This window comes from Actinoplanes sp. NPDC048796, from assembly GCF_040650035.1.
Classification (GTDB): domain Bacteria; phylum Actinomycetota; class Actinomycetes; order Mycobacteriales; family Micromonosporaceae; genus Actinoplanes.
In genome coordinates, this window is record NZ_JBEZGO010000002.1 from 772,791 (window position 1) to 798,754 (window position 25,964).

Consider the following 25,964-nt stretch of genomic DNA (forward strand, 5'->3'; position numbering starts at 1 on the left):
ATGGCTGCCGGCCGGTCCGCCGGCAGCCACCGCAGCCGGATGATCGTCGGGGCGCTGGCGGTCACCCAGACCGTCGGCTACGGCACGCTCTACTACGCGTTCTCGGTCTTCCTGGTTCCCCTCGCCACTGACCTGAACGCCTCCACCACGGCAGTCACCGGCAGCTTCACCGCCAACGTGCTCGCGTCCGCCGCACTCGCCATACCCGTTGGCCGGTGGCTCGACCGGCACGGTGGCCGAGCACTGATGACGGCCGGCTCCACGGCCGGCACACTGCTGCTGGCCGCCTGGTCCCAGGTGGATGGTCTGTGGCAGTTGTACGCGGTGCAGATCGGCATCGGGATCGCCTCCGCCGCGTGTCTCTACGAGGCGGCCTTCGCCGTCATCATCGCCTGGCACACACCCGAGAAGCGGTCCATGGCGCTGCTCGCCCTGACCGTCGTCGCGGGGTTCGCCAGCAGTATCTTCCTGCCCTTGACCGGCTGGCTGGTCAACCAATACGGCTGGCGCGCGGCATTGCTCATTCTCGCCGCCGTTCAAGCACTTCTCACCATCCCCGCCCACGCGACGGTTCTCCGGCCGGCACCGGGCCGACCGGCCGACGCGCGCCACCGTCCCCTCCGCCTCAAGGCCGTTCTTGCCGATCGCCCCTTCTGGCTGCTCACTCTCGGCTTCACCGCGCACAGCGCCGCCGTGGCCACTGTCGGAGTGCTCCTCATCGCGGCGCTCGTCGACTGGGGTCATTCCCCCACTTTCGCCGCCACCGTCGCCGGCCTTTTCGGCGTCCTGTCAGTCACCGGCCGTCTCGTGACCACCGGCCTGCAACGACGCTTCCGCACCACAATCGTGGTCGCCGCGATCTTCGCTCTGCAAGGCTCGGCCGCGGTCGTCCTGGCCCTGGCCGGACGGAACGCGATCGCCGCTGTGGTCGCGGTGACCAGCTTCGGCCTGGGCTTCGGTGTCGGCAGCATCGCCAAGCCACTGCTGCTGGCGGAGCGATACGACACCCGGAGATACGCCTCCATCGCCGGTGTTCTCGTCGTACCGATGACCATTGCCAAGGCCACCGCTCCACTCGCCGGCGCGGGACTGCACGTCCTGAGCGGTGACTTCGCCGGGGTCTTCCTGGCAACCGCCGCAACGTGCGCCGTCGGAGCCGCGGCCATCGCCGCCGTACCTCGTCCGCACTACTACCGCCCGCCTTGTCACAAGCGGGCGATGCGCTCCTCTACCTCGGCTCGCAGGTGCTCCGACATGCCCTCGGCCTCCAGCAGGCGCGGGAGGGAGGCTGGGTCGAACATGTAGATGGCGAAGGCCTCGGTGACGGTCATGCCGCGGGTGGGGCGGTGGACGACTGTGATGGCGTCGCCGGCCTGGACCGGGCCGGGGGTGACCACGCGCAGGTAGGTGCCGGTGCGGTTTTCCCGGGCGAAGCGTTTCAGCCACTGCTTTTCGCCGCCCATCTTGGCCTGGAAAGTGGCGCAGGGGATACGGCCGAAGGTGGGGGACAGTTCCAGCGTGTCACCGATTCGCCATACCTCGCCGATCTGGGTGGTCAGGAGGTCGAGGCCGGCTGTGGTCAGGTTTTCGCCGAACATGCCGTCGGGGAGGGTCCGATTCAGTTCCTTCTCCCAGAAGGCGTAGTCCTCGCGGGAGTAGGCGTACACGGCCTGGTCGTCGCCGCCGTGGTGTTTCGTGTCGCCGATCTCGTCGCCGACCACGCCGCTGTGCAGGCCGGTGCGGCGGGGGCCGGGGGCGCGCACGTCGACGGGGTGGGTGACCGGCTCCTTGTAGATGCCGGTTTTTCCGACCTTCTTCGCCGGGTTGGGGCGCATCGCGCCGACGTTCACCGAGAGGACCTTGCCGTCTGTCATGCCGCGAACTCCAGGATTACTCGATCTTCGACGGGACGGTAGCCCAGCCGCTGATACAGCCGGTTGCTGGTCGGGTTGGCCGCGTCGGTGTTGAGCACGACCTCGGTGACGCCGGTGGCCTGGGCCGATCGGGTGGCGGCCACCGTGGCGCCGGCCGCGTAGCCGTGGCCGCGGTCGGCCGGCGGGGTGTAGACGATCAGCACGCGGGCCATGCCGGAGTCGGGGCGGGAATGGCTCGCCATCGCGACCGGGCGGCCCTCGTCCTCCCAGATCAGCTGGCCGCCGTAGCCGATGCGGTCGTCGATGACGTCGCCGAGACCGCTGAAGCCCTCACCGCCGGTCTCCGCGTAGAACGCCTCGTGCCACTCCATCAGCAGTTCCCGGTCGGCCGGCGTGGCCAAGCGCGCCCGGCCGGGTGGGGACGGCTCGGTCAGGGACTCGAGGCGGTACAGCCGGGTCCGGCGTCCCTCGGCGGGCCGGTGTCCCGTGCGCCGCTGCCAGGCGGCGGCCAGGATCTCGGCCGCCTCCGCCGGGAGATTGACTTCCGATGCTTGCGGTACGGCCTCCGCGGCCTCCGGCGGGACGGCGCTGACCAGCATCGGGTGCGGCGGCGTTCGCAGGAACACCCCGTCGACGGCGCCTGACGCCGTACGCCAGTAACCGAACAGCGGATCCGATGGCCCGAACGCCCGGAGTCCCCGGCGCCGCAAGGCGTCGACGATCGTGAGAAACACCGTGTGCTGAACCGGCCGGGCGGAGAGGAAGTCCCCCGCGGCCGTGGCGAATTCGTCGAGGTCGTTCGTCAGCCCCCAGCTCATCCTGTGATCCTCGCCAGCGGCCGCCGCGCCCGCACCCGAATTTAGAGGCCCCACGCCTTCGCTATCCGGGTCAGGGAGTCCTGACGGGTGGCCGGGTCGTAGACCGTGCCGGCCAGCATCAGCTCCTGCGCCCCGGTGCGCTCGACCAACTCGTCGAGGGCGGCGACGACCTCCTCGGCGGTGCCCGCGTACTGCGTGCCGGGCAGCGACTCGAGCAGGCTCCGGTCGAGGTCGCTGAGCTCGACCGCGGCCGCCGCCTCGGGTGTGACGATCGGGCCGAGGCGGCCGGTACGCAGGCTCAGCGCCATGATGCGGCTGGGGCCGGCCAGGTACTGCGCCTCCTCAGCCGTCTCGGCGGCGATCACCGAGGCGCTGACCATGGCCCACGGCTCGGGGTGGCGCGGCGACGGCGTGAAACCGGCCCGGTAGAGGTCGAGCGCCTTGTCCACATCGGAGCTCATCGCGAAGTGGTACGCGTAGCAGAACGGCAGGCCGAGGGCAGCCGCGACCTGAGCGCCGTAGGTGGAGGAGCCCAGCATCCACACTTCCGGGTAACTCTCGGCGACCGGCGTCGCCCGCAAGGATGACGGCTCGATGCGGTCGTCGCCGAGCAGCGACAGGACCGTCTGCAGGTGGTCGGGGAACTGCTCGACGGTCAGGTACGGCGAGACGCCGCGCAGCGCGGCCGCGGTGGCCTGGTCGGTGCCGGGGGCGCGGCCGATGCCGAGATCGACCCGGCCGGGGAAGAGCGCCTCGAGGATGGCGAACTGCTCGGCGACCACGAACGGCATGTGGTTGGGCAGCATCACGCCACCCGATCCGACGCGAATCGTTGTGGTTTGTGCGGCCACCGCACCGATCAGCACCGGCGGTGAGGTGGACGCGACGGCCGGCATGTTGTGGTGCTCCGCGACCCAGAAACGGGCGTAGCCCAACTGGTCGGCGGTCTGCGCGATCTCGACCGTGCCACGCAGGGCATCCGCACTGGAATGCCCCTCACGCACAGTGGCCAGGTCGAGGACGGAAAGTGGGACACGGTCCGCGGTGGTCACGATCCGACCCTACCGCGCCGGTCGCCGGGTCGACCTGTGACCAGGTCATCGGTGTCCTCCGGCTCAGCTCCCAACCCAACTTGATCGCCGACCAGCGACTGGAGCAGCAACTCATGGTGTCCTCCACCATCGAAGTCCGGGAAGCCCCGGCCACTCCGCCCGCCCGCCGGGCCGAGGGGGGCCACATCGGCTTCCGGCCGGACATCGAGGGTCTCCGGGCCATCGCCGTGACACTGGTCGTGCTGAGCCACGCGGGTCTCAGCACATTCGCCGGCGGGTACGTCGGCGTGGACGTCTTCTTCGTCATCTCCGGCTTCCTGATCACCACGCTGCTGCTCAAGGAGCTGAACAGGACCGGAAAGATCTCACTGCCGGGCTTCTACGCGCGCCGGGCCGTCCGCCTGCTGCCGGTCTCGACGGTCGTCGTGGTCGCGACCATCGTGGCCGCCTGGCTCTTCGTGCCGGCGACCCGGTTCACGTCGATCACGATGGACGGCCTGTTCAGCACCTTCTACGGCATCAACTGGCGTCTGGCGTACGAGGGGACCGACTACCTCAACGCGACGGCCGCCCCCTCGCCGTTGCAGCACCTGTGGTCGCTCGCCGTCGAGGAGCAGTTCTACCTGGTCTGGCCGCTGCTGCTGCTCGCCGTCGGTGCCGGCGCGCGCGGGAACCGCCGGGCCGCGATCGCGCTGAGCGCCCTGGTCGTGGTCTCGCTGATCGTCAGCGTGCAGCAGACGGCCGGCGCGGCGCCCTGGGCCTACTTCGGTTCGCACACCCGGGCCTGGGAACTCGGCGCAGGGGCGCTGGTCGCGCTGGCGGCCGGGCGTCTGGGCCGTACCCCCGAAGCGCCGGCGGCGGTGTTGACCTGGGGCGGCCTCGCGGCCGTGGTCGCGGCGGCCGTGACCTACGACGAGTCGACACCCTTCCCGGGCTCGGCCGCGCTGCTCCCGGTGCTGGGCACGGCCGCCGTGATCGCCGGCGGCACCTCGGCCGGGAGATGGGGCGCGGGCCGGGTCATCGGCACGGCGCCGTTCCGGTTCATCGGCAAGCTGTCCTACGGGTGGTATCTCTGGCACTGGCCGGTCCTGATGATCTGGCCGCTGGCCTTCATGCGCGACGCCGGCGTCACGTCGAACCTCGTGGTCGCGGCCGGTGCGCTCGGGCTCGCCTTCATCACGTACCACCTGATCGAAAACCCGGTCCGGACGCGCCCGGCGCTGCGCTCGCGGGCCCGCCGCGGCCTGGCCCTCGGCCTGATCCTCTCGGCCGGGGTGGCCGCCCTGACGCTGATCGCCGGGCAGTTCACACCGCCCGTCCCGACCGGGGCGGCCACAGTCGACACCGCGGCCGAGCTGGCCCGGGCGGCCGACCCGCAAGCCCGGCTCGCCCAGCTGATCAGCGGCTCCATCCGCGCCTCGCGCCTACCGGACAACCTGACGCCGAAACTGACCGAGGCGCGGGACCTCAACCCCCGCCCCTACGGGGACCGCTGCCACCTCGGCTACGGCGAAAGCGAACAGGACAGGGCCTGCGTCTACGGCGATCCGAACGGCGCCCGGACGATGTACCTGATCGGTGACTCGCACGCGGCACAGTGGTTCCCGGCGGTGGAGGGTGTCGCCCGCGGGCACGGCTGGAAGCTGATCGCGCTGACCAAGGCGGCCTGTCAGCTGCCGTCGGTGCTCAACTTCAACACGGTGCTCGACAAGCCGTACACCGAATGCGTCGCCTGGCGCGACCAGATCCTCGACCGCGTCGCCGCCGACCAGCCCGACCTGGTCGTCATGGCCTCCAACGACCTGGACAACGGCGGCATCTACGACGCGCACGGCCGGATCATCGAACGTACCGGCCGCCAGGACGACCCGGCCTGGGTGAGCGGCTGGCAGAAGACGTGGGCCCGGCTCGCCGGCGTCACCAAGGTGCTGCTGCAGGACACCCCGTACCCGGCGGACGTGGCGCCGGAGTGCGCGGCGACGAACCCGCGCCAGATCTTCAAGTGCGACCGCTCGGCGGTACGGGCCATCGCCGAGCCGCGACGGCGCGCGATGGTCGCCGAGCAGGCCGCGAAGAACGGCATCCGGGTGATCAACCCGACGCCGTGGTTCTGCGCCGACCGGAAGTGCCCGATCGTGGTCGGCAACACACTGGTCTACAAGGACGACAACCACATGTCGCTGCCCTACTCGCGGGCGCTCACCCCGGTCCTGGACGAGGCACTGTTCCCCACTGAGCGCTAGCCGCGCCGCTGCTGGTGGCGGATGGCCTGGACGCCGACCGTCACCGCGGCGAGGGCGGCGCCCGGGGCCAGCAGCCAGACCGGCCACGGGTAGACGTCGCCGTCCACAGTGGCGGCGACCAGGCCGAAGACCACCAGGTTGACGGTGGCCAGGGCGGCCCAGATGGTCCAGAGCACCATCATCGCGGTCGGCAGCCGGCGCGCCTCGCGGCGCTGCTCGGCGTCGCGCCGGGCGCGGACCTCGGTCGCGCTGAGGCCGGGGCGTGGCAGGTCGGTGAGGAGAAGAAGCAGTTCCTGGTACGTCTTCGAGCCGTACGCCGAACGCACGCGGTCGTCATACTCGTCGAGACTGAGGCGGCCCTCGTCGAGGGCGGCCTTGAGCTGTTCGGCGACCTTGTGACGGTCGGCGTCGGCGGCACGCATCGTCTCGATGTCGGTCCGAACCTCTTTCGTCATCGGACACTCCTTATACGCACCCCCGCCGACCGGGTCAGGCTAACGGAGGAACACCACGATGAGATACAGCGACATAGCGGCCCGCAACCGCGCGGCGTACGGGCCGGACGCCGCCGCCGACCGCGACACGTTCGCCAAGGAGCCGTGGAAGCTGTCCGAACGCTCGGCGTTCCTGTCCCGGCTCCGCGCCGCGCGGGCGTCGTCACTGCTCGAGGTGGGTTCGGGCACAGGTCAGGACAGCGCCTGGTTCCAGTCCGAGGGCCTGGACGTGACGGCTGTCGACATGTCGCCGTCGATGGTGGAGAGGACCGCGGCCAAGGGCGTACGGGCGTACCCGAGAGACGTCCTTGACCTGGGCTTTCCGGCCGAGTCGTTCGACGCCGTCTGGTCGATGAACACGCTGCTGCACGTCCCGACGGACGCCATGGACGAGGCGCTGGCGTCGATCTGCTCGGTGCTGCGCCCCGGAGGGCTGTTCCACCTGGGTGTCTTCGGCGGGAAGCACGAAGAGGGTGTGATGGCCGAGGACCATCACACCCCGCCCCGCTTTTTCGCGTTTCGCACCGACGAGCAGATGCTGTCGCTCGCGGCCCGCCACTTCGAGATTCTTGATTTCCATGTGTACGCGGTGGGCGTCCGCTACCAGTCGCTGGCGCTGGTCCGCCCGGTTCAGTGGTGATGGTGGTAGTGGTGCGCGACCGCGTGCCCCTTGCCCCGCGAGATCATCCACCGGTTGACCGGCACGGTGACCACGAAGGCGATGGCGAGCGCCACGATCAGGCTCCCCCAGAAGAGCGGGTCGCCGAGGCCGGCCTCCATCGCACCCGGGATGACGAGTAGCGCGGCGTTGTCGACCAACTCCATCACCGCGATGGAGACGGTGTCGGCGGCCAGAGCGACGCCGAGCGCCCGCTGGAACCCGACGCCCGCGGCCAGCACCGGCCGGATGGCCAGCGTGTAGCCGAAGAGGAAGGCCAGCGCCACGGAGAGCGCGATGGTCGGCCCGGTTCCCCAGCCCAGCGCCGTTCCGATCACCATGCCCAGGATTTCTCCGATGGCACAGCCGGTGAGGCAGTGCAGAGTCGCCGAGATCGCGGACCGGGTCAGTTCCTTCGATGCCGTAGACATGACCCGACCATACCCCCTGGGGGTATGGTCGGGTCAATGGGTCACTGGCTGATCGTGTTGCGACCCGGGCCACCGAAGAGCCGGTCGGTGCCGGTGCCGCCGACGACGACGTCGTTGCCCTGGTCGCCACTGAGGAAGTCGTTGCCGCTCTCGCCGTACAGCTTGTCGTTGCCCTCGTCGCCGTGAATCAGGTCCTTGCCGGCGCCGCCGTAGAGGCGGTCGTCGCCCTCGAAGCCGTGGAGCTGGTCGTTGCCGGCGCCGCCGTAGGCGACGTCGTGGCCCAGGTTGCCCATGATGGTGTCGTTGCCGGCGTCGCCGTAGATGGTGTCGTTGCCGGCCAGGCCGTACAGGAAGTCGTCACCGGCCCCGCCCAGGATCTTGTCGGTGCCGTAACCGCCCACGACGGTGTCGCCGCCGGCGCCGCCGGAGAGCCAGTTGCTGCCGTACGCGTCGGTGAGGTGATCGTTGCCACCGCCACCGGACAGCGTGTCGTTGTCGGTGCCGCCGATCAGGGTGTCCGCGCCACTGCCGCCCCACAGGATGTCCTGGCCCGAGCTGCCGTCGGCGTACATGCGTACGGACGTCTTGTTCTGGACCTTGTCGTTCTTGTCCTCGAGCAGAACCCGGATCTGACTCGCCGGCCGGGGAGTCGTGCAGCGGACCTTGGTGGCGTCGCCCTTGACGGCCTGGCAGCCCTTCCCGGCCTTGACGGCGACCCGGTCGTCGAGCGTGACGGTGCGGCCGGAGATGGTGAGGACCAGAGAGTTGGCCTGGCCGAGACCGGCGGTGAACCGAACAACACTGCCGTCGACCCGGGCCGCGCCGGCCCCCGAGGCGGCCTGGGCCGGAGAGACGAACAGGGCGCTCGCACCGACAGCGGCGGCGGCGATTCCGATGGCGGACAGCGCCTTACGGTTGAACAAGAACATGACAACAACCCCCGTGGTTGATTTCGATTGAGCGGTTTCGTTCACCGCGATGCCGAAATCCTAAGAGGATCAACGTGGCCGGCATCTCACCGATTCGTGCCACCCCTAGATCCCCCGGGCGGGGTCGCACTGAATGATCACCGGATGGACTTCGAGCTGGATCCACCGCGTGGCGTAGGGCCGCTGCGCCTCGGCATGACCGCCGAAGAGGCAAGGTCGACAGTGGACACCCTGAACCGGGACCGGCCGAGCGGACTTCGGTTCGATGTGGGTTTCGGGGCGGCCGGCCCGACACTGCACCGGGTCAACGCGATCGAGGTCTGGCGCCCCTCCGTCCCGGACGACGTCGTGCGCTTCCGGGATGTCGACGTCTTCGGGCTCCCGGCCAAGGAGGTCGTCGCACGCATCCGGCGACATGCCGCACTCGAGGAGTTCGAGTCGGGCTCCGGCTACGCGGCGAAGGACCTGTATCTGGCGTTCTGGCGCCCCTTCGTCGCGGACGACGATCCCGGCGAGGAGGAGGGCTACTTCTTCCAGACCGTCGCCGTGGCCCGGCCCGGTTACGGCGACACCCCGGCCGAGGCGGCGGCAAGAATCGCCGCGGGCGGCGAGCCCGGCTACTGAGCGCCGCTCGCCGGGCTCAGACCGGCTCGGTGAGCGGCTGGTCGATCCGGGCCCTGATCTCGGGGCGGAGCGTCTGTAGCGGTCAGACCGGCTCGGTGGCCAGGGCCTGGCGTTGGCGGTCGGTGGCTCGGCGGTCGGCCTGGGCGATGGAGCCGTGCGGGACGGCGGCGACCAGGGCGGCGATCAGCAGGGCCACTGAGGCGAAGACGAAAGCCCACGGGAGGCCGCCGGGGCGGTCGACGATGGCGCCGGCCACGGCTCCGCCGGCGGCGCTGCCCGTCACCGAGACGGTGACGATCCAGGTGTAGGCCTCGTTCAGCATCGACGGCGGGGCCAGGCGGCCCACCAGGTTGCTCTCGACGGTCAGGGCGGGTGCGATCGTGGCGCCGCCCAGGACCAGGGCCGCGCCGAGCCAGAGGGGGCTGGGCATGAAGGCCAGGATCAGGAAGCTCAGGGAGACGCTGGCCAGCAGCCAGGCGAACTGGCGGGGCAGGGGCATGGCGGGGCGGCGGGTGCCGAACCAGATGCCGCCGATGGCGCTGCCCACGCCCCAGATGCCGAGCAGCACGCCGCCCAGGCCGTCGCCGCCGCCGTGGTGGGTGGCGTAGGCGGGGACGATGACGCCGGCCGCGCCGAAGGCTATTCCGAGGGCCACCACGCACAGCAGCAGAGCCGGGAAGCCTGAGACCTTGAGCGGGCCCAGGCCGCGGGCGGCGTCGAGCGCCTCGTGGCGGTGCCAGCGGCGCATGACGGGCAGGCGGGCGATCCACAGCGTGCCGAGCAGCGTGGCGCCGGCGGCGCCCAGCAGGGCCGTGGCCGGGTTGCTGGTGAGGACGACCAGGGCGGCCACGAGCATCGGGCCGAGGACGAAGACCAGCTCGAACAGGGACGTCTCGGCCGCCATGGCGGCGCCGCGCAGGTGGTGGTTGCCGCCGCCGATCTCGGTCATGTCGGTCCAGGCCCGGCGGATGGCGGCGGTCAGCGGCGGGTACGTGGCACCGGCCACCGCCGAGGCCACGAAGATCCACGGCAGGGCGGACTCGCCGGAGCGGCTGGTGAGGACCAGGGCCACGAGCGCCAGGGGATGCAGGATCGCGGTGGCGAAGAGGATCGGGGACGGGCCGATGCGGTCGGCGAGACGGCCGGCGATCGGGCTCACGGCGGCGCCGGCCAGGGCGTACACACCGCCGGCCAGACCCGCCGCGGCGTAGCGGCCGGTCTCCTGCTGGACGAGAAGCAGCAGAGCCAGCGGGGTCATACCGATGCCTAGCCGGGCAAGGATCCCCACGCTGAGCAGGACCCGTCCGCCCGGCAGGTGCCAAACGCCCAGGTACTGACGCAACGCGGTCACTTCTTCGCTCCCTCAGGTATGTAACGACCGATACGGTCCCCGACCCTAACGCCGGGTGCGGCGGCAACACATCCGAAATCCTGGCGCCGGTGTTGGGAAACACAGCGAGGGGCCGCCCGCTCGCGCGGACGGCCCCTCGGCGGGAACGGGTCAGCGGTACTGGATGGCACCGGCCTGCTGGCGCAGGCGGGCGACGCGCTGCTCCATGGGCGGGTGGGTGGAGAACAGCGACGCGATGCCGCCGCCCTTGAGCGGGTTGGCGATCATCAGGTGCGCGGCGCTGGTGAGGCGGTTGTCGGCCGGCAGGGGCAGGCGCTGAGCCCCGTACTGAATCTTCTCGAGAGCACTGGCCAGAGCCAGCGGGTCGCCGGTCAGCGCGGCGCCGTCGGCATCCGCCTGGTATTCGCGGTTGCGGCTGATGGCGAGCTGGATGATCGTCGCGGCCAGCGGGCCGAGGATCAGCATCGCCAGCAGCGCGGCCGGGTTGGGGCCGTCGTCGTCGTCCGAACCGCCCAGCGGCAGGAAGATCGCCAGCTGCGCGAAGCTCGTGACGATGCCGGCCAGCGCGGCGGCCACGCTCGAGATCAGGATGTCCCGGTTGTAGACGTGGGAGAGCTCGTGGCCGATGACGGCCCGCAGCTCACGCCGGTCGAGCAACTGGGTGATGCCGGTGGTCACCGCGACCGCGGCGTGCCGCGGGTTGCGGCCGGTCGCGAACGCGTTGGGCTGCATCGTCGGCGAGACGTAGAGCCGCGGCATCGGCTGGCCGGCGGCGGTGGCCAGCTCACGGACGATCTGGTGGAGGGCCGGGAACTCGGCCTCGGTGACCGGCTGCGCGCGCATCGCCCGCAGGGCCAGCTTGTCGGAGAAGAAATACGATCCGGCGTTCAGGGCCAGCGAGATGACCACCGCGAACACCAGGCCGCCGCTGCCGCCGAGCCAGTAGCCCGCGCCCAGGATGAGGGCGGTGAGCAGACCCAGCAGAGCGGCCGTCTTGAGGCCGTTGTGATGGCTGGACAACAGAAACTCCTTCGGCATGCGGACCGGGTGAGGTCCGCATTCCATGGAACATCGCCCGCCGGGGAATTCATCCGTCACGGACTGTGAGTTCGCTGAGGAACCCTAGGTCAGGGCGTCGAAGAGCAGCTGTGGGGCGAAGCCGAGGCCCACCGCCACCAGCGAGGCCGCCGCCAGGACGAAGCCGACGGATCGGGACACCGGCCGGCGCGGGTGCGTGGCCGCCTCCAGCAGGGCCGGGTCGGCGACCGAGATGCCCGGCGCCTCGGCTTTTGTGTAGAGCAGCGCCGACACCCGTACGTAATACGCCAAACCGATCACCGCGTTCAGCGCCACCACCCCGGCCAGCCACCCGTGCCCGTTGTCGATCAGGGCGTCCACCACCGTGACCTTGGCGAACAGGCCGGCCAGACCCGGCGGCAGCCCGGCCAGGCCCGCGAAGGCCAGCACCAGCGCCGCCCCCAGCCACGGTGAGCGCCTTCCCGCCCCTCGATAGGCCGTCAGCGACCCGCCGTCCGCGCCCGGCGCCCGCAGGGCCACCACCGCGCCGAAGGCGATCAGCTCCAGCACCACGAAGAAGACGGAGTACGCCGCCGCGGCCGCCACCCCGGCCTCGCCCAGCGCCAGCGCGGCCAGGATGTAGCCGGCCTGGGCGATCGACGACCACGCCAGCAGGCGCACCATCCGGCTCTGCCGGAGCGCGACCAGGTTACCCACAGTCATCGTCAGGACGGCCAGGACGCCGGTCAGCGCGGTCGCGTCGACCCGGGACACGATCGCGGCCAGGGCCAGCACACCGCCCAGCTTCGAGGCCGTCGACAGGTAGGTCGCGACCGGCAGGGGCGCGCCCTCGTAGGTGGCCGGGGCCCACGCGTGCAGCGGCACCGCCGCCACCTTGAAGGCCAGGCCGATCACCAGCAGCGCCACCCCGGCGTCGGCCACCGGTGCGAACGGGCCGGTTCCGTCGATGAGGCGGTCGAGGTGCAGGGCGCCGGTGGCCGCGTAGTTCAGGGCCGCGCCGAGCAGCGCGATCGCCGTCGACACGACGCTGATCAGGAAGAACGTGACCGAGGCGGAGGCCGAGGCCGTGCTGATCCTTTCACCGGGCGCGAAGCGGCGCAGGCCGACGAGCAGGTAGAGCGGCAGGGTCAGCGTCTCCACGCCGACGATCAGGGTGACGAGGTCACCGGCGTAGCCGACCACCACGCCGCCGGTCATCGAGCAGGCGAGCAGGAAGCAGTACTCCCCCGCCGGGGCCGTGCCGATCTTCAGGGACGGTACGGACAGCCCGAGTACGCCGACGGTCAGGCCGGCGAAGACGACGGCGGCCACCATGGCCAGTGGGCTCGGCACCCAGGAGCAGGAGGTTCCCGCGCAGAAGGTGCCGGCCCGGGAGCCGCCGACGACGATCGCGCTGACCGCGGTGGCGACGCCGCCGGCCGCCAGCGCGGTGAAGATCGCGGGCCGGGAGGAGAAGAGCAGGTCGGCCAGGAGTACGAGGACAGCGGTGCCCGCCGCGGCGTAGAGCGGCAGCAGCGAGACGTGATCGACAGTCTGCGCCGTCATGGCAGGGCCTCCGTCAGGGCTCGCATGGGTGCGCTCGTCGCGATCAGCACCAGGGCCGGCGCGAGCCCCACGACCAGGGTCAGCACGGCCAGCGGCGACCAGGCCAGCCACTCGCGGCCGGTGACGGCCGGCATGAGGGAGCCCGGTTCGAAGGCGGGGCCGTGGGTCACCCGGCGGAGAAGGCGCAGGAAGTACGCGGCGGTCAGCGCGCCGCCGATCGCCGCGAGCACGGCCAGGGTCGTCCACAGGCCGCCGCCGCGCTGGACCGCGGCCACCACGGCGAAGGCCTCGCCCCAGAAACCGGCCAGGCCGGGCAGGCCGAGGGAGGCGATGGCGGCGAAGCCGAGCAGGCCGGCCAGCCGGGGCGCCGTCTCGCGCAGACCGCCGAGCTGGGACAGCTCACCGGTGTGGGCCCGGTCCTTGATCGCTCCGGCCAGGAAGAACAGGAGACCGGTGATGAGCCCGTGGGCGACGTTGCCGAGCAGCGCCGCCTGGAGGCCGGTCTCGCTCAGGGTGGCGATGCCGAGCAGCACGAAGCCCATGTGCCCGACGCTGGAGTAGGCGATCAGCCGCTTCAGTTCGGTCTGGCGCAGGCAGATCAGGGAGCCGGCCAGGATCGCCGCCACGGCCAGGACGCCCAGCACGGGCGCGGCCTTCTCGGCGCCGAGCGGGGCCACGCCGACGCCGACCCGGATGAGGCCGTAGGTGCCCATCTTGAGCAGCACGCCGGCCAGGATCACCGAACCGACGGTGGGGGCCTGGGTGTGCGCGTCGGGCAGCCACGTGTGCAGCGGCCAGAGCGGGGCCTTCACCGCGAAGGCGATGGCGAGCAGGGTGAAGACCGCGTACTGGGTGGTGCGGTCGAGTCCGGCCCCGCCGGCCAGCTCGGCCAGGTCGGCGCTGCCGGCGGATACCGCGACGGTGACGACGCCGAGCAGCAGGAACACCGAGCCGAACAGGGTGTAGAGCACGAACTTGCGGGCCGCCCGGCGCCGGTCCTCGCCACCCCAGCCGGCGATCACGGCGTACATGGGAAGCAGCACGACCTCGAAGAACAGGAAGAACAGGATGAGGTCGAAAGCCAGGAAGGTGCCGGCTATGCCGGCTTCGAGGACCAACAGCAGGGCGGTCAGGGCACGACCGGAGCTTTTTTGGAGGTACGCCGTGCAGAGCACCGTCAACAGGCCGGTCAACGCGACGAGCGGGTAGGAGACGCCGTCCACGCCGAGGTGGAAGTCGAGGTGCAGCGCCGGGACCCAGGAGACGTCCACCTCGGTCCAGAGGCCACCACCCGACGAGGACCGCGCGAAGGGCAGCAGGATGATCGGCAGGAGCGTGACCGCGGCGAAGGCGGTGCCGGCGATGCGGGCGGTGCGGTCGCGCAGGAGGGCCACGACGGCCGCGCCCAGGGCGGGCAGCGCCACGACGGCGACCAGAGCGACTTGGTAGATCGTCATGAGGCGGCTCCGAACCAGACGGCCACGACGCCGAGCAGCAGGGCGCCGGCGAGGACGGCCACGGCGGCGGCCGGCAGCGGCACCCGGTGGGCCAGGGCCAGCGCGTTCCCGACGCCGGTGGTTCCGGTGCCGGTGCCTTCGACGGCCGCGTCCACCACCTTCTCGTCGGTGGCGGTGACGACTCCGGCGAGCGCGCGTACCGGCCGTACCACCAAGCGGTCCTGAACCGCGTCGAGATGGAAGCCGGAGGCGAACAGCTGCCGGGCCGGGCCCAGCGCCTCGGCCGGGTCGGCCCCGGGCACCGCCCGCCACAGCCACCAGGCCGCGCCGGCGCCGGCCGCCAGCAGCACCAACGGCAGGACGAGGGCGACGCTCAAGTGCGGATCTTCCATCTCGAGGGCGGTGCGGAAGCCGGGCGCGTACGCGACGAGGCCGAGCAGCGCGGCCGGGATGGCCAGGATCAGAATCGGCCAGCGCATCGCGCCCGGCGGGTCGTGCGGGGTGGCCGGCGCGGTGTAGCGGGCGTCGTCGAAGCCGATCTCCCAGTCCGGGCCGTCGGGCCCGTGCGCGCGCGAGATGCCGAAGAAGGCGCGGAGCAGGAGCCGGGTCGCGTACCAGGCGGTGATCGCAACGGCGAACAGGGCGGCCAGCCAGACCACCCAGCCGACCCACACCGGCGCCGTCTCGCCGCCCTCGGTGGCATGGGCGGCCGCGGTCAGCACGTTCTCCTTGGACCAGAAACCCGACAGCGGGGGTACGCCGGCGAGCGCACCCAGGCCCACCACGAACGACCAGAACGTCACGGGCATGTGCTCGCGCAGCCCGCCCATCCGGGACAGGTAGTTGGTGCCGACCGCGTGGATCACGGCGCCGGCCGCGAGGAAGAGCAGCGCCTTGAACGCGGCGTGGGTGAGCAGGTGGAACAGGGCGGCGGCGGGCGAGCCGACGGCGAGCGCCCCGGTCATGTAGCCGATCTGGCTGACCGTCGACCAGGCGAGGACGCGCTTCAGGTCGTCCTGCGCGGTCGCGCTGAGGGCGCCGAGCAGGATCGTGACGGCCGCCATGACACCGAGCGTGGCCAGCGCGGCCGGCGACTGGTCGTAGAGCGGGTAGAGCCGGAAGACCACGTACACACCGGCGGCGACCATCGTGGCCGCGTGGATCAGCGCCGAGATCGGCGTGGGGCCGGCCATCGCGTCGGGCAGCCAGGTGTGCAGCGGGAACTGGGCGCTCTTGCCGGCCACGCCGGCCAGGATCAGCAGCAGGGCGGCGGTGAGGGTGCCGCTGGAGTAGTCGTGAGTGAGCAGGTCGGCGATCCGCGAGGTGCCGGCCCCGGCGATCAGGATCGCGACGCCGAGCAGGAATCCGACGTCGCCGACGCGGGTGACCAGGAACGCCTTCACAGCGGCGGCGGGCGCCTCCGGCAGGCGGCGGTCGTGGCCGATCAGCAGGTACGAGCAGGCGCCCATCACCTCCCAGCCGACCAGCACGCCGATCAGGTCGCCGGACGTGACGACCAGCAGCATGGCGCCGGTGAAAAGGCTGATCTGGGCCGCGTACGGGGCGTAGCGCGGATCGTCGTGCAGATAGGCGACCGAGTAGATCTGCACGAAGAGGGCGACGGTGGCGACGGCGAGCGCGACATAGAGGGCGGCGACGCCGGCGCTGAAGCCGATGGTCAGGTCGATGCCGCCGATGCTCACCCAGCGTGTGCTCACGTCGATCGGCTTGTGCGCGAAGAGCAACAGGCCCAGGGTCACCAGCAGTGCGGCGGCGGCCCCGGCGATACCGAGGGTGGCGGCCGGGCGGCGTCGCTCACCGTCGCCCGGAGGCAGCAACAGTCCGATCAGGCCCAGCAGCAGCGGCACGCCGGGAATCAAGGCGGCGATCACCCGGTCACCCGCTCTTCGTCCTCGTGCTCGTGCTCATGGAGCGCGACGTCGTCGAGCACCACGGCGCGGCGCAGGCGGTAGTACTGCAACACGATGGCCAGGCCGACGCCGACCTCGGCGGCCGCGATGACGATGATGAACAGCGCGAAGATCGCGCCGGCCTTGGGCTCGGCGGCGGGATAGGCCCAGGCTTCCGGTTGGACGCCGGTGAGCGTCGACTTGATCGACGCGTCGGCCGCGACCAGGATGAGATTGACCGCGTTGAGCATGAGCTCGACCGCCATGAGCACGAGGATCGCGTTACGCCGGCGCAGCACGCCGTAGACCCCGAGGGCGAAGAGCAGAGCGGCGATCACGTACGGGATGACGGCGTGCATCAGGCGTCATCCCCCTTCGGAAGCTCGCGCGGGGGCGGTGGCAGGGCCGGCTGCTCCTCGTCGGGGATGGGCTCACCGACCGTGTTCTCCACCTTGCGCGGGCCGGTGTCGGGCGGGGGTGGATCCTCGCCGCCGAGCGTCGGGCCGGCCTCGCGGGCGCGGAAGACGACGTCGTGGGCCTGCTGCCGGAGCAGTTCGTCGCGGGTCATCTCCGAGGGGTCGCGGCGCTGGTCGGGCTGAGCCTCGACCACGGTGGCGACGTTCTGCGCGGCGCCGTTCTCGGCGGCGGCGGCCTGGTTGGCCGCGGCGACCTCAGCCGCGTGCTGGGCGCGGACGCGGGCCTGGGCGGCGGCCTGGCGGGCGGCGATCCGCTCCAGGCGGGCGACCACCTCGGGCGACTCGTCGATCGGGCTGGGCGGCGGCGCGACGGCGGCCGGGTCCGGGCCGCCGCGGGCGCCGATGTCGGGGCGGGAGAGGACGATCGCGCCGACCAGGGCGGCCAGCAGCAGGATCGAGAGCACTTCGAACGGCAGCACCCAGGCGCCGAAGATCTGCTCGCCGACCCGGCGGCCGGTGCCCGGCGGCGGCAGCTCGTAGCGGGTCCAGCGGAACGCGTCCATGAGCAGAACGGACAGTCCCAGGCCGACACCGGCGCCGATCAGGGCGGCCGGCCCGGCCGGGCGGTCCAGGTCGGGTGAGGGACCGATCGGCGCCCGGGTGAGCATGACGGCGAACAAGAGCAGCACGACGACGGCGCCGACATAGACCAGAACCTGCACCCAGGCGACCAGTTCGGCGCCGAGCACCAGGTAGAGGCCGGCGATCGCGCCCAGGCTGACCACCAGGTAGAGGCCGGCCCGGACCAGATGGGTGCTGGTGACGACGAGGGCGCCCGAACCGACCGCGATCACGCCGAGAGCCAGCATCAGCGCGTCCGCGACCGTCACTTCTCCGGCTCCGCGTTCGGCCGCTGCGCGGTGGGGCGCTCGGTCCGGCGTACCGAAGGCCTGGCGGTCTTGGCGGCAGTGGCCGCACCCGGACCGGCGGCCTTGCGTTGCGCCGTGGCCTCCTCCTTCGAAGGCTCGCCGAGAACATCGTGGGCCGGCGGCGGCGGAACGGTGCGCATCCACTCGCCCAGCCGGTCCTTGTCGTGCAGCAGGTCGAGGACGTCGACCTCGGAGTATTCGAACTCGGGCGTCCAATGCAGCGCGTCGAACGGGCAGACCTCGATGCAGATGCCGCAGTACATGCACAGCGAGAAGTCGATGTCGAACCGATCAAGCACGTTGCGCTGACGCGCCCGCGCGGCGCCCGGGACGACGACCTCTTCCTTGTGCGAGTCGATGTAGATGCACCAGTCCGGGCACTCGCGCGCACAGAGCATGCAGACGGTGCAGTTCTCCTCGAGAAGAGCGATCACACCGCGGCTGCGCGGCGGCAGATCGGGCTCGACATCGGGATACTGCTGAGTGGTGGACCGCTTGGTCATCGTCTTGAGCGTGACCGCGAGCCCTTGGACCAGACCCTTACCGGGCGTGCCGCGCTCCCCGTCGTCACTCACAAAGAGACATCCTGCCCCGTCCGGCCGAGTGACGCGAGCACACCCCCACCAGATCTTCCGGTACGGTGAACGCGGCAGGAAATACCGGGAGGCGATTTATGAGCGCTATGACCAGCGACACGCCCCCGAAGGACGACTGGACCTCCAGCGATCTTGAGCAGTTTCCCGAGGATGGCGTGCGCCGCGAACTATTCGACGGAGCAATGCACGTGACCCCTGCTCCATCCAGCATCCACCAGTCCTTAGCTCTGATCTTGGGTGCCACGCTGACGCGTGGCTGCCCTGATCATCTATTTGTCAGTCAGTCGAATGAAGTCGAGCTGACGACGGATCGGGTCTACATTCCCGACCTTCTAGTGATCAAATTTGAGGCCGCCAAGTCGGGGCGAGGGAAATTTCCCGCCTCTGACGTCGTGCTGGTGGCCGAGATCGTGTCTCCCAGCACGAAGGGCACCGATCGGGTAACCAAGCCGACCGGTTACGCGCACGCCGGAATCCCGTACTTCTGGTTGATCGAGACCCTGGACGGCCTTGAGGTCACCACCTTCGAGCTGAACTCAGAAACCCAGAGCTACGACGAGACCGGATTCTTCTCCGGGGATGACACCCTCCGCGCCGAACAGCCCTGGAAGATCGAGATTCCGCTGGCCTCCATCCGCCCGCGCAATCTCTAGGGAGCACCGCAGTGGGCGACCTTCCTCCGGAGGACGGTTGGACCACAGACGATCTGAACGCTTTTCCGGATGACGGGGTGCGGCGCGAGTTGCTGGACGGAGTGCTACTCGTGCCGCCCTCCCGCACCGACATCCACCAGATCGTCGCGATGCGCCTCATGGCGGCTTTGGAGGGCTCCTGTCCGATCGCTTACCAGGTCACGCAGGGCATGGAGGTACGGATCGGCCGCCGCTGCTGCTTCAGTCCCGACGTCCTGGTGGCGACGGACGAAGCAGCCTGTCGCCGCCCGGCTTTCTATGAACCGCAAGAGATCGTGCTCGCCGCCGAAATCGTCTCGCCGGCCTCTCAGAGCATGGATCACATCACGAAGAAGGCCCTCTACGCCGCTAGCGGGATTCCACACTACTGGGTGATCGAGACCGACAACGGTCTCGTCGTCCACACGCATGAGCTGGATTCTCGGGTCCGGATATACAGGCCGGCCATAACCTTCGACGTCGAAGTCGACGTCCCGGAGCCATGGCCGATCCGGGTGCCACTCAAGCGGCTCACTCCCCGCTACCTCTGAGTCAGGTAAGCACCTTGACCGTGGCGGTCAGGACTAGCTGGGCCAGGGAGACGGGGACCAGGACCAGCCAGCAGAGGCGTTGGAGCTGGTCCTCGCGCAGGCGGGGGTAGCTGACGCGCAGCCAGATGATGACGAACGAGACGGCGAAGATCTTGGTCAGGGTCCAGAGCCAGCCGAGGTGGTCGGCGAAGGGGCCGTGCCAGCCGCCCAGGAACAGGACTGTGGTCAGCGCGGCGATCACGACGATGCCTACGTACTCCGCAAGCAGGAAGAACGCGAAGCGCAGGCCCGTGTACTCGGTCATGTAGCCGAAGACCAGCTCCGAGTCGGCGATCGGCATGTCGAAGGGTGGGCGGCGGATCTCGGCCAGGCCGGCGATGAAGAAGACGAGCGCGGCCGGGGCCTGCCAGAGCAGCCACCAGGGGCGCCACGCCTCGACGATGCCGGGCAGGCTCAGCGTGCCGGCCGCCATGGCGACGCTGGCCGCCGCCAGCACCAGGGGAAGCTCGTAGCCGAGCAGCTGGGCGGCGCCGCGCAGGCCGCCGAGCAGGCTGTATTTGTTCGCCGAAGCCCACGCCGACATCAGCACGGCGACCACGCCCACGCCCAGCACGGCCAGGACGAAGAACAGACCCACGTCCAGGGCCTGCGCGACGAGGCCGTCCGGTCCGAGCGGGATGACGAGCAGGACCAGCAGGTACGGGAACAGGGCGACCAGGGGCGCCAGGCGGAAGACCCGCCGGTCCGCGTCGCCGGGAGTGATGTCCTCTTTCTGGACGAACTTCACGCCGTCGGCGACCAGCTGCGCCCAGCCGTGGTAGCCACCGGCGTACATCGGGCCGAGGCGGCCCTGCATGTGGGCCATCACCTTGTGCTCGGCCTGGCCGACGACCAGCGGCAGCACCAGGAAGCCGACCACGACGGCCAACACCCTGATCGTGAGATCGAGCCACAGCGGCATCAGGCTTGGGGTCCCCACTCGTGGGGCGCGGGCACGCCCGGCGGCCGCATGGGGGCGCGCTTGGCCGTACCGGCCTCGGACTCGCCCGGCTCTTTGGCGCCCGGCCAGGCCTTGGCGACGCGGGAGGCCAGCACGAACTCCTTGCGCAGCGGGTGACCCTCGAAGCCGGGCGGCAGCAGCAGCGGCCGCATGTCGGGGTGGCGGGCGAAGGTGACGCCGAACATCTCGTGCGTCTCCCGCTCGTGCCAGTCGGCGCCGGCGAACAGCTCGGTCACCGACTCGATGACCGGCTCGTCGCGCGGCACGAGCGTCCGGAGCAGCAGCGCGTGCCGGCGGCGGGTCGAGTAGAGGTGGGCGACGACGCGGAACCCGTCGGCGCCCTCGTCGACGGCCGACAGCCAGTCGAAGAAGTCGCAGCCGAGGGCGCCGTTGTGCTTGGCCGTGCCGACCGTCTCCCACCACCGCGCGACCGGCACGTCGACGACGGCCCGCTCGTGGCCGGGGCCGCCACCGGAGAGACCGGCGACGATCTCGCCCGGAGGCGCGTCCGGCGAGTCGTCCGTCAGGAGCGCGACCAGGCGCTCGCCGACCTCGTCAGGCGTCATGGCGTCATCCTAGGGGCTCCGGCGTCAGAGTCCGGGGAGCCGGCCGTTGCGGAACACGTCGACGAAGTCCTGGTGGTCCTCGCGGGCCTGGTCGCCGTAGCGATGGGCGAACTCGACCAGATGCCGGACGAAACCGGCCTCATCCTTGTCGATCTCGGCCACGATGGCCTCCTCGGTGGAGAAGTCGACGAGGTCGTGGCTGGACTCGTCGTCGGCCACCGAGTGCATGCGGGCGACGGCCCGGCCCAGGTCGGACAGGACGCCGGTGAGCTCCTCGGGCTCGTTCACGTCGGCCCAGTCGAGGTCGGCCGCGTACGGCGAGACCTCGGCCACGAGCTGGCCGACACCGTCCAGGGTGGTGTAGCCGACCCACGGATCGGCGTGTGCCTGCAGGGCGTGCTGCGACTCGGCGGTGCGGTGCCCCTGATGCCGGAAGTACGCGCGGACCCGCTCGTCGTCGATCCAGCGGGCGACGGCCGGCACCTGCGCCTGCTTCATGTAGATGATCACGTCGTTCTCGAGGGCCTGGGTGTGCCCTTCGAGCAGCAGGTTGTAGCTGGGCAGCCCGGCCGATCCGATGCCGACGCCCTTGCGCAGCTTGATGTCCTTGATGTGGGTGGCCACCGGCCGGGTGGCCTGCGGCAACGTGGTCAGGTACTGCTCGAAGGCGGCCTGGACCATGGCGTCGGTGGCCTCGTCGGTCTCGTAGACGCCGTCGAGCAGCGCGAACCGGCGCTCATAATCGTCGATGACGGTCTGCCCGTTGAGCAGGTCGACGCGCGTGTTGAGGCGTGCCTCCTGGAGCACCCGGCGGAGCACGCCGTCCGCGGTGTCCAGGGTGATCGACCCGATCGCGTCGTCGCCGCCGGTCGCGATGGCCCGCAGCTCGGTCAGGTAGGAGCGGGCGAACGTGGTGACCAGGGTGGTGATGTTGTCGTCGGAGAGCGCCTTCTGATATCCGATGAGCGCCACACTGGCCGCGAAGCGCTTCAGATCCCAGGAGAAGGGCCCGACGTACGCCTCGTCGAAGTCGTTGACGTTGAAGACGAGCTGCCCGGACGAGTTCATGTACGTGCCGAAGTTCTCGGCGTGCAGGTCGCCGTGAATCCAGACGCGGCTGGTGTGCTCGTCGAGGAAGCTGTCGTCGGCATAGCCGGCCGACAGGTCGGCGTAGAACAGCGAAGCGCTGCCGCGATAGAAGGCGAAGGGCGAAGCCGCCATCTTCCGGAACTTGCGGCGGAAAGCGGCCGGATCGACAGCTATCAACCCACCGAATTCCCTGGTCAGGACCTCGATGATGAAGTCCGCGCGCTGCTCAGTCATACCTGCGGAGACTAGTCCCCACTTGCACCCTGCGGGGTCACGATCGGAGCGCTGAGTGACGCGACGTCCCGCTTGGCCGCCAGCGGATCGGGCCGGGACACACCGCCGGGCCCGGCCTGCTCGGCCGCGATCTTCTCTTGCAGCCGCAGAATGCCGTGCAGCAGCGCCTCGGGCCGCGGCGGGCAGCCGGGCACGTAGACGTCGACCGGAATGATCTGGTCGACGCCCTTGGTCACCGAGTACGAGTCCCAGTACGGCCCACCGCAGTTGGCGCAGGACCCGAACGAGATCACGTACTTCGGCTCGGGCATCTGGTCGTAGAGCCGCTTGATCGCCGGCGCCATCTTGTCGGTGACCGTGCCCGAGACCACCATGAGGTCGGCTTGCCGGGGCCCGTGCGCGAACGGGATGACGCCCATCCGCATGAAGTCGTGCCGGCTCATGCTGGAGGCGATGAACTCGATCGCACAGCAGGCGAGCCCGAAGTTGAACACCCAGAGCGAGTAGCGCCGCCCCCAGTTCAACACGAACTTGATGGGCTCCCCGAGGACTCCTGGCAGACCGGACACAGGCTCAACCTACCCCTGCCGCACGGCGGGACGCTGGAGCAGGCTCAGGAAGCCGGTCAGCAGCGCCTCGCGCAACGCGGGCGGAGCCACGTTGAGCAAGGAGTTGACGGCGGCCATCTTGGTGAAGTCGCCGCCGCCCAGGCCCATGGTCTCGGCCAGGCCGGCGATGAGCTCGGGGGTGACCTGCTCCGGTGTCAGCGCGCCGGCGGCCTCGAGCAGCGGGGCGGGCAGGGCGACGGGACCGGCGGCCCGGGCCGCGGCCACGGCGTCGGCCAGGTCGGTGGCGAAGTCGGGGGCCGTCGCGTGAACGGAGGCGGTCACGGTCAGGTGAATCGTGGGCGGGAGGTCGGCGTACGCCATCTGCGGTTGGGTGTGCCATCCGCGCGCGGCGAGCTCGTCGGCGAGGACGAAGACATCGACGGCGCCCTCACCCTCCTCGGCGCCTTTGCCCTCGGCTGTCAGGCAGACGACGCTGGTCTCCGGTGGAGCGAAGAGGCGGAGACCGGGGGTGGCCGTCACCGCGTCGGCCAGGACGGTCACGGACTCGCGGGTCCGCGCGGCCAGATCCAGATAGCCGGCGTCGCCGATGTGGCGGAGGGTGGCCAGGGCAGCGGCGATCGGGCCGCCGGAGCGGGTGGACGAGATGATCGGGTTGATCATCGTGTAGCCGGGCCAGCCCGCGTACGCGAAGTACTGCGGGAGGCGCAAGGCCTCGTCGCGGTGGAGCAGGATCGAGACGCCCTTGGGCGCGTAGGCGTATTTGTGCAGGTCGACCGAGATGCTGGTGACGCCGGGCACCGAAAGGTCGAAGGGCGGCAGGTCGGCGCCGAGGCGGCGCAGGTAGGGCAGGACCCAGCCGCCGAAGCACGCGTCGACGTGGAAGCGGACGCCGCGCTCGGCGCAGAGGGCGGCGATCGGCGGGATCGGGTCGACGACGCCGTGGGCGTACGACGGGGCCGAGGCCGCGACCAGCACGGTGTCGGGGCCGATGGCCGCCGCGAGGGCGGCCGGGTCGGCTCGCAGGTCGCCGCCGACCGGGACCACGTCGAGGGCGACACGCAGATAGTGCGCCGCCTTGGCGAACGCGGCGTGGGCGGTGGACGGGATCACCAGGCGCGGGGTCGCCAGCTCGGGACGGGAGTCACGGGCCGCCTTGACCGCGAGGATCAGCGACTCGGTGCCGCCGCTGGTGACACTGCCGACCGTGCGCTCGTCGCCGCCGAGCAACCCGGCCGCGGCGCCGACCAGAGCGTTTTCCATGGCGAGCAGCGAGGGGAACGCCGTGGGGTCGAGGCCGTTGACGTGCGCGGAGATCGCATAGGCCGCGCGGGCCAGCTCGTCGAGGCCGTCCAGCGCCGGGTCGTAGACATAGGCGAACAGGCGGCCACCGTGTGTCGGCAGATCGGCCGCCCGCAGCTGCTGGAGCTCGGCGAGGATCTGGTCACCTGGGACGCCCTTGCCGGGCAGTGCCTCGAACATGCCGCTGACGCTAGTCCACGATCCACGCGGCGATAAGCGACCAAAGGATTGGCCGGACCCCTACCAAAGTAGCTACCGCGCGATGTCCCGATAGGCGCGTAATAGCGGGACCGCGGCCGCGACCAGCACGGCCGGCACCACTGTGAAACCGAGCAGCACGCCCAGCCGGGCGGTGTCGTCCTGGGTGGCGGCCTCGCCCGTCGACGACGAGACATATCCGAACAGTTGGAGGACCAATGCGAACAGCCCCGGCCCCAGCGCGAGGCCCAGCGTCTCACCGGCCGTCCAGAGGCCCGTGAAGACTCCGGCCTGCCGCTTGCCGGTTCGCTCGGTGTCGTGGGCGATGCAGTCCGGCAGCATGGCCATCGCGAAGACCTGCTGTCCGGCGTAACCGACGCCGATCATCGCGACGATCAGATAGATCGGCACGGGCGCCAGGGCGGGTGCGGCCAGCAACACGAAGGCGCCCGCCGCGAAGAGCAGCGATCCGGCCACCAGCGACCGCAGTTTGCCGTATCGACGGCCGGCGCGCGTCCACAGTGGCATGACCAGCAGCGCCGGTCCGACGAAGGCCGCGAAGAGGAAGGTGGCGCCCGACTCGCGGGCCACGACGTGGTCGGCGAAGTACTGCACGCCGGCGAGCATCGTGCCGATGCCGACGGCCTGAATCACCCAGCAGAGCAGCAGAGCGCGGAAGGGGCGGTTGGCCACGGCGACGCGCAGCTGAGTTCGCAGGTCGGGCTCGGCCGCCGGCGCGGCGCGGGTCGCGGCTCCGCGCGTACCGAAATAGACGCCCAGCGTTCCCACGGCGATGAGGAGGCCGACGAAGATGCCCGACCACCGATGGCCCACCAGGCCACCACCCGTCTGCTCCACGACCAGCGGAGCGAGCGCGCCGGAGATCAGGATGGCCAGCGCCAGGACGGCGACCCGCCACGTCATGAGCCGGGTCCGCTCGCCGTAACCGTCGGTCAGCTCGGCCGGCATGGCGATGTAGGGCACCTGGAAGAACGCGTACGCGGTGGCGGTCACCAGGAAGGCGAGGGCGACGTAGGCGCCGGCGGCGGCCCCGCCGTGGAAGGGACCGGCGAACATGGCCGCGAAAAGCACGGCCAGGAGCAGCCCGGCGACCAGCAGGAACGGCCGGCGGTCGCCGCTGCGGTCCGAGATCCGGCCGGCGATCGGGTTGACCAGCACGTCCCATGCCTTCGGCAGCAGGACGAGCAGGCCGGCCACGCCAGCCGCCACACCTAACGTATCCGTCAGATAGGGCAGGAGGAGCAAACCCGGCACGGTGCCGAAAGCGCCGGTCACCAGCGAACCCACGGAATATCCGGCCAAGACACGACGAGGCAGGGCGGGCACCGGCCGTACGTCGGGAGAGGGACCCGCAGGCGTCATGAATGCGGATGGTAACCATGATCATGCGCTTGGCTCTAC

Annotated in this window: 25 protein-coding genes and 1 pseudogene; 6 read left to right on the plus strand and 20 right to left on the minus strand. The window is 70.7% G+C overall.

Going from position 1 to position 25,964, the window contains the following annotated elements; all coding sequences use genetic code 11:
- A complete protein-coding gene (locus tag AB0C26_RS12005; RefSeq protein WP_360245660.1) occupies positions 1–1,305 on the plus strand; it encodes an MFS transporter in 1,305 nt (434 codons plus the stop codon).
- On the opposite strand, the gene AB0C26_RS12010 is transcribed toward AB0C26_RS12005, so the two are convergent.
- The 3 genes from AB0C26_RS12010 to AB0C26_RS12020 are packed head-to-tail and all read right to left on the minus strand — an operon-like array spanning position 1,206 to position 3,744.
- A complete protein-coding gene (locus AB0C26_RS12010; RefSeq protein WP_360245663.1) occupies positions 1,206–1,874 on the minus strand; it encodes an MOSC domain-containing protein in 669 nt (222 codons plus the stop codon). The two genes, AB0C26_RS12005 and AB0C26_RS12010, sit on opposite strands and share 100 nt — an antisense overlap.
- Entirely contained in the window at positions 1,871–2,692 is an 822-nt protein-coding gene (locus tag AB0C26_RS12015; RefSeq protein ID WP_360245666.1) for a GNAT family N-acetyltransferase, read from the minus strand. The genes AB0C26_RS12010 and AB0C26_RS12015 overlap by 4 nt, the downstream gene beginning before the upstream one ends.
- Before the next feature lie 41 nt (positions 2,693–2,733).
- Positions 2,734–3,744 carry an LLM class flavin-dependent oxidoreductase gene (locus tag AB0C26_RS12020; RefSeq protein ID WP_360245669.1) on the minus strand — a complete coding sequence of 337 codons (1,011 nt, stop codon included), beginning with the start codon at positions 3,742–3,744 and terminating at the stop codon, positions 2,734–2,736.
- A 113-nt stretch (positions 3,745–3,857) separates the two neighbouring features.
- On the opposite strand from AB0C26_RS12020, the gene AB0C26_RS12025 reads away from it, so the two are divergent.
- Positions 3,858–5,987 carry an acyltransferase family protein gene (locus tag AB0C26_RS12025; RefSeq protein WP_360245672.1) on the plus strand — a complete coding sequence of 710 codons (2,130 nt, stop codon included), beginning with the start codon at positions 3,858–3,860 and terminating at the stop codon, positions 5,985–5,987.
- Here the strand turns inward: AB0C26_RS12025 and AB0C26_RS12030 are convergent.
- Positions 5,984–6,442: a DUF1707 domain-containing protein gene (locus tag AB0C26_RS12030; protein WP_360245675.1), complete on the minus strand. Its 459-nt coding sequence runs from the start codon at positions 6,440–6,442 to the stop codon at positions 5,984–5,986. The two genes, AB0C26_RS12025 and AB0C26_RS12030, sit on opposite strands and share 4 nt — an antisense overlap.
- A gap of 58 nt (positions 6,443–6,500) precedes the next feature.
- Between AB0C26_RS12030 and AB0C26_RS12035 the strand changes: the two genes are divergently transcribed.
- Positions 6,501–7,121 (plus strand): class I SAM-dependent methyltransferase, encoded by a 621-nt coding sequence (locus tag AB0C26_RS12035; protein WP_360245678.1) that lies wholly within the window; start codon positions 6,501–6,503, stop codon positions 7,119–7,121.
- Here AB0C26_RS12035 and AB0C26_RS12040 read toward each other — a convergent pair.
- Together AB0C26_RS12040 and AB0C26_RS12045 are read right to left on the minus strand one after the other, a co-directional pair.
- Positions 7,112–7,570, minus strand: coding sequence for a DUF4396 domain-containing protein (locus AB0C26_RS12040; protein WP_360245681.1), 459 nt, complete (start codon positions 7,568–7,570; stop codon positions 7,112–7,114). The genes AB0C26_RS12035 and AB0C26_RS12040 overlap by 10 nt on opposite strands.
- 41 nt (positions 7,571–7,611) lie before the next feature.
- The gene (locus AB0C26_RS12045; protein ID WP_360245684.1) at positions 7,612–8,499 is read right to left on the minus strand and encodes a calcium-binding protein; all 888 of its coding nucleotides are present in this window, start codon (positions 8,497–8,499) and stop codon (positions 7,612–7,614) included.
- A 144-nt stretch (positions 8,500–8,643) separates the two neighbouring features.
- Between AB0C26_RS12045 and AB0C26_RS12050 the strand changes: the two genes are divergently transcribed.
- Entirely contained in the window at positions 8,644–9,123 is a 480-nt protein-coding gene (locus AB0C26_RS12050; RefSeq protein WP_360245687.1) for a hypothetical protein, read from the plus strand.
- 82 nt (positions 9,124–9,205) lie between these two features.
- On the opposite strand, the gene AB0C26_RS12055 is transcribed toward AB0C26_RS12050, so the two are convergent.
- The 8 genes and pseudogenes from AB0C26_RS12055 to AB0C26_RS12090 form a co-directional block, all read right to left on the minus strand.
- Complete coding sequence (locus AB0C26_RS12055) at positions 9,206–10,474, minus strand: MFS transporter (RefSeq protein ID WP_360245690.1); 1,269 nt, start codon at positions 10,472–10,474, stop codon at positions 9,206–9,208.
- 150 nt (positions 10,475–10,624) lie between these two features.
- On the minus strand, positions 10,625–11,512 hold the full coding sequence (gene htpX, locus AB0C26_RS12060; RefSeq protein WP_360245693.1) for a zinc metalloprotease HtpX: 888 nt from the start codon (positions 11,510–11,512) through the stop codon (positions 10,625–10,627).
- Positions 11,513–11,596: 84 nt separating this feature from the next.
- Positions 11,597–13,057: a proton-conducting transporter membrane subunit gene (locus AB0C26_RS12065; protein ID WP_360245696.1), complete on the minus strand. Its 1,461-nt coding sequence runs from the start codon at positions 13,055–13,057 to the stop codon at positions 11,597–11,599.
- A complete protein-coding gene (locus tag AB0C26_RS12070; protein WP_360245699.1) occupies positions 13,054–14,514 on the minus strand; it encodes an NADH-quinone oxidoreductase subunit M in 1,461 nt (486 codons plus the stop codon). Before AB0C26_RS12070 ends, AB0C26_RS12065 begins: the two co-directional genes overlap by 4 nt.
- A complete protein-coding gene (locus AB0C26_RS12075) occupies positions 14,511–16,406 on the minus strand; it encodes an NADH-quinone oxidoreductase subunit L (RefSeq protein ID WP_360245702.1) in 1,896 nt (631 codons plus the stop codon). Before AB0C26_RS12075 ends, AB0C26_RS12070 begins: the two co-directional genes overlap by 4 nt.
- Positions 16,403–16,783: an NADH-quinone oxidoreductase subunit NuoK gene (gene nuoK / locus AB0C26_RS12080; protein ID WP_360245705.1), complete on the minus strand. Its 381-nt coding sequence runs from the start codon at positions 16,781–16,783 to the stop codon at positions 16,403–16,405. The genes AB0C26_RS12075 and nuoK overlap by 4 nt, the downstream gene beginning before the upstream one ends.
- 455 nt (positions 16,784–17,238) lie before the next feature.
- A pseudogene (locus tag AB0C26_RS12085) lies at positions 17,239–17,730 on the minus strand (NADH-quinone oxidoreductase subunit J); the annotation flags it as partial.
- Positions 17,727–18,344 (minus strand): NADH-quinone oxidoreductase subunit I, encoded by a 618-nt coding sequence (locus AB0C26_RS12090; RefSeq protein ID WP_360245708.1) that lies wholly within the window; start codon positions 18,342–18,344, stop codon positions 17,727–17,729. The pseudogene AB0C26_RS12085 and the gene AB0C26_RS12090, both read right to left, overlap by 4 nt.
- A gap of 107 nt (positions 18,345–18,451) precedes the next feature.
- Here AB0C26_RS12090 and AB0C26_RS12095 point away from each other — a divergent pair, with 107 nt between their 5' ends.
- Together AB0C26_RS12095 and AB0C26_RS12100 are read left to right on the plus strand one after the other, a co-directional pair.
- Positions 18,452–19,018 (plus strand): Uma2 family endonuclease, encoded by a 567-nt coding sequence (locus tag AB0C26_RS12095; protein WP_360245711.1) that lies wholly within the window; start codon positions 18,452–18,454, stop codon positions 19,016–19,018.
- 11 nt (positions 19,019–19,029) lie between these two features.
- Positions 19,030–19,587, plus strand: a complete 558-nt coding sequence (locus AB0C26_RS12100; RefSeq protein ID WP_360245714.1) for a Uma2 family endonuclease — start codon at positions 19,030–19,032, stop codon at positions 19,585–19,587.
- Between the two features lies 1 nt (position 19,588).
- On the opposite strand, the gene AB0C26_RS12105 is transcribed toward AB0C26_RS12100, so the two are convergent.
- The 6 genes from AB0C26_RS12105 to AB0C26_RS12130 form a co-directional block, all read right to left on the minus strand.
- Entirely contained in the window at positions 19,589–20,548 is a 960-nt protein-coding gene (locus tag AB0C26_RS12105; protein WP_360245717.1) for a complex I subunit 1 family protein, read from the minus strand.
- Positions 20,548–21,153 (minus strand): NADH-quinone oxidoreductase subunit C, encoded by a 606-nt coding sequence (locus AB0C26_RS12110; RefSeq protein WP_360245720.1) that lies wholly within the window; start codon positions 21,151–21,153, stop codon positions 20,548–20,550. Before AB0C26_RS12110 ends, AB0C26_RS12105 begins: the two co-directional genes overlap by 1 nt.
- Before the next feature lie 24 nt (positions 21,154–21,177).
- Positions 21,178–22,476 carry a DUF2252 domain-containing protein gene (locus AB0C26_RS12115; protein WP_360245723.1) on the minus strand — a complete coding sequence of 433 codons (1,299 nt, stop codon included), beginning with the start codon at positions 22,474–22,476 and terminating at the stop codon, positions 21,178–21,180.
- Between the two features lie 11 nt (positions 22,477–22,487).
- On the minus strand, positions 22,488–23,045 hold the full coding sequence (locus AB0C26_RS12120) for an NADH-quinone oxidoreductase subunit B family protein (RefSeq protein ID WP_360245726.1): 558 nt from the start codon (positions 23,043–23,045) through the stop codon (positions 22,488–22,490).
- A 9-nt stretch (positions 23,046–23,054) separates the two neighbouring features.
- Complete coding sequence (locus tag AB0C26_RS12125; RefSeq protein WP_360245729.1) at positions 23,055–24,524, minus strand: aminotransferase class V-fold PLP-dependent enzyme; 1,470 nt, start codon at positions 24,522–24,524, stop codon at positions 23,055–23,057.
- Between the two features lie 72 nt (positions 24,525–24,596).
- Positions 24,597–25,925 (minus strand): MFS transporter, encoded by a 1,329-nt coding sequence (locus AB0C26_RS12130; protein ID WP_360245732.1) that lies wholly within the window; start codon positions 25,923–25,925, stop codon positions 24,597–24,599.
- Positions 25,926–25,964: the final 39 nt, after the last annotated feature.